This is a genomic window from Streptomyces sp. E-08, assembly GCF_049913095.1.
Taxonomy (GTDB): Bacteria; Actinomycetota; Actinomycetes; order Streptomycetales; family Streptomycetaceae; genus Streptomyces.
In genome coordinates this window covers 5,034,191-5,043,358 of the sequence record NZ_CP183971.1, presented here as the reverse complement: position 1 = coordinate 5,043,358, position 9,168 = coordinate 5,034,191, and the positions used below count along the sequence as shown (strand labels likewise).

At 69.6% G+C, this 9,168-nt stretch carries 11 protein-coding genes, 2 tRNA genes and 1 pseudogene; 3 read left to right on the top strand and 11 right to left on the bottom strand.

The window, feature by feature from the left end:
• Nucleotides 1–82: 82 nt before the first annotated feature.
• The 5 genes from rplA to ACN9MM_RS23310 all read right to left on the bottom strand — a co-directional run bounded on the left by rplA (nucleotide 83) and on the right by ACN9MM_RS23310 (nucleotide 2,838).
• Nucleotides 83–811: a 50S ribosomal protein L1 gene (gene rplA, locus ACN9MM_RS23330; RefSeq protein WP_073810254.1), complete on the bottom strand. Its 729-nt coding sequence runs from the start codon at nucleotides 809–811 to the stop codon at nucleotides 83–85.
• Nucleotides 812–889: 78 nt separating this feature from the next.
• Nucleotides 890–1,324: a 50S ribosomal protein L11 gene (gene rplK, locus ACN9MM_RS23325; protein WP_030687894.1), complete on the bottom strand. Its 435-nt coding sequence runs from the start codon at nucleotides 1,322–1,324 to the stop codon at nucleotides 890–892.
• Nucleotides 1,325–1,482: 158 nt separating this feature from the next.
• Nucleotides 1,483–2,331, bottom strand: a complete 849-nt coding sequence (gene nusG / locus ACN9MM_RS23320) for a transcription termination/antitermination protein NusG (RefSeq protein WP_426365522.1) — start codon at nucleotides 2,329–2,331, stop codon at nucleotides 1,483–1,485.
• A 43-nt stretch (nucleotides 2,332–2,374) separates the two neighbouring features.
• Nucleotides 2,375–2,662, bottom strand: coding sequence for a preprotein translocase subunit SecE (secE, locus tag ACN9MM_RS23315; protein ID WP_359507751.1), 288 nt, complete (start codon nucleotides 2,660–2,662; stop codon nucleotides 2,375–2,377).
• A gap of 103 nt (nucleotides 2,663–2,765) precedes the next feature.
• Nucleotides 2,766–2,838 (bottom strand) — tRNA-Trp (locus tag ACN9MM_RS23310).
• A 206-nt stretch (nucleotides 2,839–3,044) separates the two neighbouring features.
• Between ACN9MM_RS23310 and ACN9MM_RS23305 the strand changes: the two genes are divergently transcribed.
• Complete coding sequence (locus tag ACN9MM_RS23305) at nucleotides 3,045–4,271, top strand: pyridoxal phosphate-dependent aminotransferase (RefSeq protein WP_426365521.1); 1,227 nt, start codon at nucleotides 3,045–3,047, stop codon at nucleotides 4,269–4,271.
• A 123-nt stretch (nucleotides 4,272–4,394) separates the two neighbouring features.
• Entirely contained in the window at nucleotides 4,395–5,411 is a 1,017-nt protein-coding gene (locus ACN9MM_RS23300; RefSeq protein WP_426365519.1) for an adenosine deaminase, read from the top strand.
• Here the strand turns inward: ACN9MM_RS23300 and ACN9MM_RS23295 are convergent.
• A complete protein-coding gene (locus ACN9MM_RS23295; protein ID WP_426365517.1) occupies nucleotides 5,404–6,000 on the bottom strand; it encodes a TetR/AcrR family transcriptional regulator in 597 nt (198 codons plus the stop codon). The two genes, ACN9MM_RS23300 and ACN9MM_RS23295, sit on opposite strands and share 8 nt — an antisense overlap.
• An 87-nt stretch (nucleotides 6,001–6,087) precedes the next feature.
• On the opposite strand from ACN9MM_RS23295, the gene ACN9MM_RS23290 reads away from it, so the two are divergent.
• On the top strand, nucleotides 6,088–6,720 hold the full coding sequence (locus ACN9MM_RS23290; protein WP_426365515.1) for an NAD(P)-dependent oxidoreductase: 633 nt from the start codon (nucleotides 6,088–6,090) through the stop codon (nucleotides 6,718–6,720).
• Here the strand turns inward: ACN9MM_RS23290 and ACN9MM_RS23285 are convergent.
• From ACN9MM_RS23285 to ACN9MM_RS23265, 5 genes and pseudogenes are all read right to left on the bottom strand, one after another.
• Nucleotides 6,717–7,793 (bottom strand): annotated as a pseudogene (locus ACN9MM_RS23285) (UDP-N-acetylmuramate dehydrogenase); the annotation flags it as partial. The gene ACN9MM_RS23290 and the pseudogene ACN9MM_RS23285 sit on opposite strands and share 4 nt — an antisense overlap.
• A 49-nt stretch (nucleotides 7,794–7,842) precedes the next feature.
• Entirely contained in the window at nucleotides 7,843–8,271 is a 429-nt protein-coding gene (locus ACN9MM_RS23280) for a MaoC family dehydratase (RefSeq protein WP_382864818.1), read from the bottom strand.
• Nucleotides 8,272–8,273: 2 nt separating this feature from the next.
• Complete coding sequence (locus ACN9MM_RS23275; protein ID WP_426365513.1) at nucleotides 8,274–8,726, bottom strand: FAS1-like dehydratase domain-containing protein; 453 nt, start codon at nucleotides 8,724–8,726, stop codon at nucleotides 8,274–8,276.
• A 103-nt stretch (nucleotides 8,727–8,829) separates the two neighbouring features.
• On the bottom strand, nucleotides 8,830–8,994 hold the full coding sequence (gene rpmG / locus ACN9MM_RS23270; protein ID WP_003956487.1) for a 50S ribosomal protein L33: 165 nt from the start codon (nucleotides 8,992–8,994) through the stop codon (nucleotides 8,830–8,832).
• Between the two features lie 88 nt (nucleotides 8,995–9,082).
• Nucleotides 9,083–9,155 (bottom strand) — tRNA-Met (locus ACN9MM_RS23265).
• Nucleotides 9,156–9,168 lie beyond the last annotated feature (13 nt).

The window sequence follows — 9,168 nt, the reverse complement described above, 5'->3', positions numbered from 1 at the left end:
CCCCCGGACGGTAACAAGAAGCCGGCCCCGCACCTCCGGGGAGGTGCGGGGCCGGCTCGACCACTCAGTGAACCGGTGAGGTTCAGACCGCGGCCGGGTCCTCCTCGACGAGGAGGTTACGGGTGCGGTTGGAGTCCAGCGGGATGCCGGGGCCCATCGTCGTGGTGAGGGTCGCCTTCTTGATGTAGCGGCCCTTGGCGGCGGACGGCTTCAGACGGAGGATCTCCTCCAGCGCCGCGGCGTAGTTCTCGACCAGCTTCGTCTCGTCGAAGGAGACCTTGCCGATGATGAAGTGCAGGTTCGAGTGCTTGTCGACGCGGAACTCGATCTTGCCGCCCTTGATGTCGTTGACAGCCTTCGCGACATCGGGGGTGACGGTGCCGACCTTGGGGTTCGGCATGAGACCACGCGGGCCGAGGACGCGGCCGAGGCGGCCGACCTTGCCCATGAGGTCCGGGGTGGCCACCACGGCGTCGAACTCGTTCAGGCGGTTGCCCTTGGAGATCTCGTCGATGAGCTCGTCGGAGCCGACGATGTCGGCGCCAGCGGCGATCGCGGCCTCGGCACGGTCACCGGTCGCGAAGACCAGGACCCGGGCGGTCTTGCCGGTGCCGTGCGGAAGGTTCACGGTGCCACGGACCATCTGGTCGGCCTTGCGCGGGTCGACGCCCAGGCGGAAGGCGACCTCGACGGTGCCGTCGAACTTCGTGGTGGCGGTGTCCTTGGCGAGACGGACGGCCTCGAGGGGCGCGTAGTTCCGCTCGCGGTCGATCTTGGCGTCCGCGGAGCGGAGAGCCTTGCTGCGCTTCACTGCTTCTCCTGTTGGTTCAGGTATGGAGTCGTGGTGCGGGCCGCGCAGGCCCTACCACTGAGGTCACGAAGGGGGTGATCAGCCCTCGACCGTGATGCCCATGGAGCGGGCGGTGCCGGCGATGATCTTGGACGCGGCGTCCAGGTCGTTGGCGTTGAGGTCGGGGAGCTTGACCGTGGCGATCTCGCGGACCTGGGCGGCCGTGAGCTTGGCGACCTTGGTCTTGTGCGGCTCGCCGGAGCCCTTCTCCACACCCGCGGCCTTGAGGATCAGCTTGGCGGCCGGCGGAGTCTTCGTGATGAAGGTGAAGGTGCGGTCTTCGTAGACCGTGATCTCCACCGGCACGACCATGCCACGCTGCGACTCGGTCGCGGCGTTGTAGGCCTTGCAGAACTCCATGATGTTGACGCCGTGCTGACCGAGCGCGGGGCCGACCGGCGGGGCCGGGTTGGCCGCACCGGCGTTGATCTGGAGCTTGATAAGCCCCGTGACCTTCTTCTTCTTGGGAGGCATTGCTCTCTCCGGGTCCTAGTGAGAGTGTTCAGCCCGCCATCCGGTCATCCGGATGGAGGCATACCGCACAACGATAACGGGTATAGACGTGCGGCTAAAAACCGAGCAGGTCAGAGCGGCTGCGAGAGCCACTCTGACCTGGTCGGAAGACGGTGAGATCAGTTCTTCTGGATCTGGTCGAAGCTCAGCTCGACCGGGGTCTCGCGACCGAAGATCTCGACGAGGCCCTTGACCTTCTTCGAGTCGGGGTTGATCTCGTTGATCGTGGCCTGGAGGGTCGCGAACGGGCCGTCGGTGACGGTGACCGAGTCGCCGACCTCGAAGTCCAGGACCTGGACCTCCAGCTTGCGGGCGGGAGCAGGCTTGCCCTCGGCCTCGGCGGCCTCGCGGGCGGCCTTCTCCTCGGCCTCCGGGGCGAGCATCTTGACGATCTCGTCCAGGGTCAGCGGGTACGGGTCGTAGGCGTTGCCCACGAAGCCGGTGACGCCGGGGGTGTTGCGGACGACGCCCCAGGACTCGTTCGTCAGGTCCATGCGGACGAGGACGTAGCCGGGAAGCTTGTTCTGCTTGACGTTCTTCCGCTCGCCGCCCTTGATCTGGACGATCTCTTCCTCGGGGACCTCGGCCTGGTAGATGAAGTCCTCGACGTTGAGCGAGACGGCACGCTGCTCGAGGTTGGCCTTCACGCGCTTCTCGTAGCCCGCGTAGGTGTGGATGACGTACCACTCGCCGGGGAGGGTGCGGAGCTCCTCGCGGAGCGCGGCGACCGGGTCGACCGGGGCGGCCGGCTCGGCCTCCTCCTCGGTCTCTTCCTCGGCGTCCTCGTCCTCGTCGTCCTCGTCGGCCTCGTCCTCGTCGATCTCGTCGACCTCGACGTCCTCGTCCGCAGCGTCCTCAGCAGCGTCGACCTCGACGTCCTCGACGTCCTCGTCGGCGGCCTCGACGGTGTCCAGCTCGTCCTCGACGGACTCGGACTCGAAGGCGTCGTTCAGGTTCGCGTCAGACACGGTGGCTGCTTCTTCCTGCGATACAGATGGGTGGAACAAAAAGTCAGCCGAAGACGTACTTGACTGCTTCCTGGAAGCCATAGTCAATCACGGTGACAAGGCCGATCATGATGACGACGAAGACAATCACCACGGAGGTGTACGACGTCAGCTGGTTCCGCGTGGGCCAGACGACCTTGCGGAGCTCGGCGATGATCTGGCGGTAGAAGAGCGCGAGACGGCCCAGGGGGCCCTTCTTTCCGCGCTTCCCGCCCTTGCGGGACTTCTTCTTCGACTCTGCGGTCTCGTCGTCGGCATCAGGCATGTCGATGGAGCCTACGGCGTCCGTCACGATCTCTCACCTGATTCCGGGTCGGCCGTGCCGCGCCCGGGTGGAGCCGCACGGCGGTGCAATGAAGTACGTACATGCGCACAACACCTGGCGGTGTGTGTAGCAGGGCCGGAGGGACTTGAACCCCCAACCGCCGGTTTTGGAGACCGGTGCTCTACCAATTGAGCTACGACCCTTTGTCGGTGTCCCCCAACGTACCGCATCGTGAGATGTGGTTGCTGCGGGCCAACGAGGAGTGAGCATACGTGGTCATGGGGCCCTACGTCGAACAGAAAGCGCGCCGACCTGCCGTCGGATGCGCGTACGACCGGGAATGACCGTTCCTGTCCGGTCCGTGAAACCTGAGTGCCGGGGCCGGAGAGGGTCTGGGACGATGGGCCGCATGAGCGCTGCTACCCCTCCCACCGAGCGTCGGGTCTCCGCCCGGATCGGTGCGATCTCCGAGTCCGCCACCCTCGCCGTCGACGCCAAGGCCAAGGCCCTCAAGGCCGCCGGGCGCCCGGTGATCGGTTTCGGCGCGGGTGAGCCCGACTTCCCGACCCCGGACTACATCGTCGACGCGGCCGTCGAGGCCTGCAAGAACCCCAAGTACCACCGCTACACGCCGGCCGGCGGTCTGCCCGAGCTGAAGGCCGCGATCGCCGCCAAGACGCTGCGCGACTCCGGTTACGAGGTCGACGCCTCCCAGGTCCTGGTGACCAACGGCGGCAAGCAGGCGATCTACGAGGCCTTCGCCGCGATCCTCGACCCGGGTGACGAGGTCATCGTCCCGGCGCCGTACTGGACGACGTACCCCGAGTCGATCCGTCTCGCGGGCGGTGTCCCGGTGGACGTCGTCGCCGACGAGACCACCGGCTACCGGGTCTCGGTGGAGCAGCTGGAGGCGGCCCGCACGGAGAAGACCAAGGTCGTCCTCTTCGTGTCGCCCTCGAACCCGACCGGCGCGGTGTACAGCGAGGCGGAGACCGAGGCGATCGGCCGCTGGGCCGTCGAGCACGGCCTGTGGGTCCTGACGGACGAGATCTACGAGCACCTGGTCTACGGCGGCGCCTCGGCGGTCTCCCTGCCGGCGGTCATGCCGGAGCTCCGCGACAAGTGCATCGTCGTCAACGGCGTCGCGAAGACGTACGCGATGACCGGCTGGCGCGTGGGGTGGATCATCGGCCCGAAGGACGTCGTGAAGGCCGCGACGAACCTGCAGTCGCACGCCACGTCCAACGTGAGCAACGTGGCGCAGGTGGCCGCGCTGGCCGCCGTCTCGGGCAACCTGGACGCGGTCGCCGAGATGGGGCGCGCCTTCGACCGCCGCCGCCAGACGATCGTCCGCATGCTCAACGAGATCGAGGGCGTGCTCTGCCCGACCCCGGAGGGCGCGTTCTACGTGTACCCGTCGGTGAAGGGCCTGCTCGGCAAGGAGATCCGCGGCAAGCGCCCGCAGACCTCGGTCGAGCTCGCCGCCCTGATCCTGGACGAGGCCGAGGTCGCGGTCGTCCCGGGCGAGGCCTTCGGCACCCCGGGCTACCTGCGCCTGTCGTACGCGCTCGGTGACGAGGACCTGGTGGAGGGCGTGTCCCGGATCCAGAAGCTGCTCGCCGAGGCGACGGAGTAGCCGGCGACGTTTGCTGGCGGGCCCCCGGTTCTCCGGAACCGGGGGCCCGTTTCTGCGTTCTAGCAAGGTCCCGATCGGGGAAAGGGACTGCACTCGTCCATTCGAGTGCGGCAGTATCGGCCAATGGAGCATGTTCGCGATCTCACCCTGCTGCCCAAGGCCCATCTGCACCTGCACTTCACCGGTTCGATGCGGCCCACGACGCTGATCGAGCTGGCCGACAAGTACGGCGTGCATCTCCCCGAGGCCCTCAAGAGCGGTACACCTCCCCGGCTGCGGGCGACCGACGAGCGCGGCTGGTTCCGGTTCCAGCGGCTCTACGACATCGCCCGCTCCTGCCTGCGCTCCCCCGAGGACATCCAGCGGCTCGTCCGGGAGGCGGCCCAGGAGGACGTCAGGGACGGCTCGGGGTGGCTGGAGATCCAGGTCGACCCGACCTCGTACGCCCCCCACCTCGGCGGTCTGATCCCGGCCCTGGAGATCATCCTCGACGCGGTCGACGCGGCCTCGCGGGAGACCGGGCTCGGGATGCGGGTGCTGGTCGCGGCGAACCGGATGAAGCATCCGCTGGAGGCGCGGACGCTGGCCCGGCTCGCGGTGCGCTTCGCGGACCGGGGCGTGGTCGGCTTCGGGCTCTCCAACGACGAGCGCCGGGGCATGGCCCGGGACTTCGACCGCGCCTTCGCGATCGCGCGGGAGGGCGGCCTGCTGGCGGCCCCGCACGGCGGCGAGCTGACGGGTCCCTCGTCCGTACGGGACTGCCTGGACGATCTGCGGGCGGCCCGGGTCGGGCACGGGGTGCGGTCGGCGGAGGACCCGCGGCTGCTGCGGAAGCTCGCCGAGAGGGGCGTGACCTGCGAGGTGTGCCCGGCGTCCAACGTGGCTCTCGGGGTGTACGAGAAGCACGAGGACGTGCCGCTGCGGACGCTCTTCGAGGCCGGGGTGCCGATGGCGCTCGGCGCGGACGACCCGCTGCTGTTCGGGTCGCGGCTGGCCGCGCAGTACGAGATCGCCCGCCGGCACCACGGGTTCACGGACGCGGAGCTGGCCGAGCTGGCCCGTCAGTCGGTGCGGGGTTCGGCGGCGCCCGAGGACGTGCGGGCGAAGCTGCTGGCGGGGATCGACGACTGGATCAGCTGATGCCCCGGAGAAGGGTGCGGGCGAGTGTGCGGGCGAAGTCGTCGAGGGAGTCCGGCGGCCGGCGGTCCGGGCTCATCTCCCAGGCGAACGAGCGCTGGACACAGGCTCCGAGGAGCAGGGACGCGGCGGCGACCGGGTCGGCGTCGGCGCTGAGGCGCCCGTGCCGCTGCTCGGCGCGGAGGTAGGCGGCGAGGCCTTCGATGGGCTTGTGGGGGCCCATGCCGTACGCGCGCATGGCCTCCTCGTGGCGCCGTTTGAGCTGCGGTTCCGCGTAGAGGGAGGCGACCACCGGGAAGGTCTGCTCGTAGAAGAGCGCGGCCTGCCGGGCGACCTCGACGAGGTTCTCCTCGACGGTGCGGCCGCCGGGGTCGGCGGCGAGCGTGCCCAGGAGGCCGCCGAGCTGGGGCAGGCGCTCGTTCAGGACGGTCAGGAAGAGCTCTTCCTTGCTGCTGAAGTACTTGTAGAGCGCGGCCTCCGAGCAGCCCGCCGCCTTGGCGATCTCCTTGGTGGTGGTGCGGGCGAGCCCCGCCGTCCGCATGAGGTCGCGGGCGGCGTCGACGATCCGGGTCCGGGTCGGCCTCTGTTCCATGCATCCTCCAGCCACGCTTGACGTCAGAGTGAGTATCCACTCACCCTGGGGGTGAGTGAATACTTACCCACCCCGGGAGGGTGCGACATGAAGCTCACAGTCTTCGGTGCGACCGGTGGCATCGGCCAGGAGATCGTCCGGCAGGCACTGGCCTCCGGACACGAGGTGACGGCCGTGGTGCGGGACCCGGCGCGGCTCACGGTGACCGGCACACGCCTGACGGTCCTGCGGGCCGACCTGACCGACCCCGAGGCCCTGCGCGGGGCCGTCGCTGGCCGTGACGCGGTGCTCTCGGGCCTCGGGGCCCGGACCCGCGCGGACGCGGGCGTGGCCGCCCGCCTGACCCGCTCGGTGGTCACCGCGATGGACGCCGAGAGGACCCGCCGGCTCCTGGTGGTCAGCGCGGCCCCGCTGGGCCCGGTCCCGGAGGGTCAGGCCCTCGTCGACCGGGCGGTGCTCTCGCTCGTCAACTCCGTCCTGAAGGACGTCTACGCCGACCTGCGGGTCATGGAGTCCGACCTCGCCGCGAGCAGCACCGACTGGACCTCCGTGCGCCCGCCCAAGCTGACGGACAGGCGGGGCACCGGGCAGTACCGCAGGGTCGTCGGCGGCACCCCGCCCCGGGGCCGCTCCCTGGCCCGCGCGGACGTGGCGCACGCGATGCTGGCGATGATCGACGACCCCGCGACGGTCAGGCAGGGCGTGGGCGTCGCCTACTAGAGCGTGACGCCCACGGTGACGGGCTCGTTGACCAGGGTGATCCCGAAGGCGTCCCGTACGCCGGCGACGACCTCGCGGGCGAGGGCGAGGAGGTCCTCGGTGGTCGCCTCGCCGCGGTTGGTGAGGGCGAGCGTGTGCTTGGTGGAGATCCGGGCGGGCCCGGAGCCGTATCCCTTGGTGAATCCGGCCCTGTCGATCAGCCAGGCCGCCGAGGTCTTCACGGCGCCGTCCTCGCCCGCGGGGAAGGCCGGCGGGGCGACGTCCGGGCCGAGCCGCTCCACCACGCGCGCGAGGAAGGCCTCGTACTCCCCGGCCGTGAGGATCGGGTTGGTGAAGAAGGAGCCGGCGGACCAGGTGTCGTGGTCCGCCGGGTCCAGGACCATGCCCTTGCCGGCCCGCAGCCGCAGCACGGTCTCGTGGGCGGCCGCGAGGGGCACCCGGTCCCCCGCCTCCACGCCGAGGGCGCGGGCGGTCTCGGCGTACTTGACCGGCGCGGACATCCCGTCCGCGTCCTCCAGCTCGAATCGGACCCGCAGCACCACGTACCGGTCGGGCCGGTCCTTGAAGAGGCTGTGCCGGTACGAGAAGGCGCACTCGGCGTTCGTGAGGGTGACGGTCTCCTCGGTGCGCCGGTCGTAGGCGACGACCTCGGTGACGGTGGCGGAGACGTCCTGCCCGTAGGCGCCGACGTTCTGGATCGGGGTCGCGCCGGCCGAGCCGGGGATGCCGGCCAGGCACTCGATCCCGGCGAGTCCGGCCTCGACGGACCGTGCCACGGCGTCCGTCCAGACCTCGCCGGCGGCGAGCTCCAGGCGGGTGCCGTCCAGGACGAAGCCGGTGGTGGCGATGCGCAGTGCCGTGCCGTCGAAGCCCTTGTCCCCGATGACCAGGTTGGAACCGCCGCCGATGATCAGCAGCGGGGTCCCGGCGGCGTCGGCCTCACGGACCGCCGCGACCACCTCGTCGTCGGTGGTGGCGGTGACGAGCCGGCCGGCGGGGCCGCCGAGCCGGAAGGTGGTCAGGGGCGCGAGGGGGGCGTCTGCGATCTGCTGCACGGGCTCAAGGGTACGGGCCCGCCGCTTCCGCGACGGGCCCGTGACGTACGTACGGCGACTCGTGCGGTCAGGCGAGGCGGACCACGGCCCGGGACATGCCCAGGACCTTCTGCCCGGCGCTCGTCGCCGTGATGTCGACCCGCACCCGCTGGTCCTCCAGCTTGGCGGCGACCTTGGCGGAGACCTCGATCAGCGCACCGGTCCCGTCGTTGGGGACCACGACCGGCTTGGTGAAGCGGACGCCGTACTCGACGACGGCTGCGGGGTCGCCGGCCCAGTCGGTGACGACGCGGATCGCCTCGGCCATGGTGAACATGCCGTGGGCGATGACGTCCGGGAGGCCGACCTCGACCGCGAACTTCTCGTTCCAGTGGATCGGGTTGAAGTCCCCGGAGGCGCCGGCGTACTGCACGAGCGTGGCGCGGGTCACGGGGAAGGTCTGCGCGGGCAGCTCGGTGCCGACCTCGACCTCGTCGTAGGCGATCTTCGCGGTCATGGTCAGGCCCCCTCGGGTGCGCGGGAGACGAGCTTGGTCCAGGCGGTGACGACGTGCTCGCCGGAGGCGTCGTGGACCTCGCCGCGGATGTCCACGATGTCGTTGCCCGCCATGGACTTGATCGCCTCGATGGTGGAGGTGACCGCGAGCCGGTCCCCGGCGCGTACGGGCCGGGTGTAGGCGAACTTCTGGTCGCCGTGGACGACGCGGCTGTAGTCGAGGCCCAGCTGGGGGTCCTCGATGACGGCGCCGGCCGCCTTGAACGTGATGGCGAACACGAAAGTGGGCGGGGCGATCACATCGGAATGCCCGAGCGCCTTGGCCGCCTCGGTGTCGGTGTACGCGGGATTGGCGTCACCGATCGCCTCGGCGAACTCGCGGATCTTCTCGCGGCCGACCTCGTAGGGCGCGGTGGGCGGATAGGTCCGGCCCACGAAGGACTGGTCGAGCGCCATGGACTCGATACCTCCTGCTGGATTTGTTGCCGTTGTTGCGGACGGTGCCGGGAAACGACACGAGGCCGCCCCCGAGTGGGGACGGCCTCGTGTACGAGCCTGATTAGCGCGTCTCGCGGTGCGCCGTGTGCGAGTTGCAGCGAGGGCAGTGCTTCTTCATCTCAAGTCGGTCCGGGTTGTTACGCCGGTTCTTCTTGGTGATGTAGTTCCGCTCCTTGCACTCCACGCAGGCCAGCGTGATCTTCGGGCGGACGTCGGTGGCAGCCACGTGAGTGCTCCTTGACGGACGGATGGACGGATGAACGCATAGAAGAGTAGCCGATCGAAGGACCGACCCCACAATCGGCTACTGTCTGTAGCGGTGACCGGACTTGAACCGGTGACACAGCGATTATGAGCCGCTTGCTCTACCGACTGAGCTACACCGCTTTGATGATCCGGA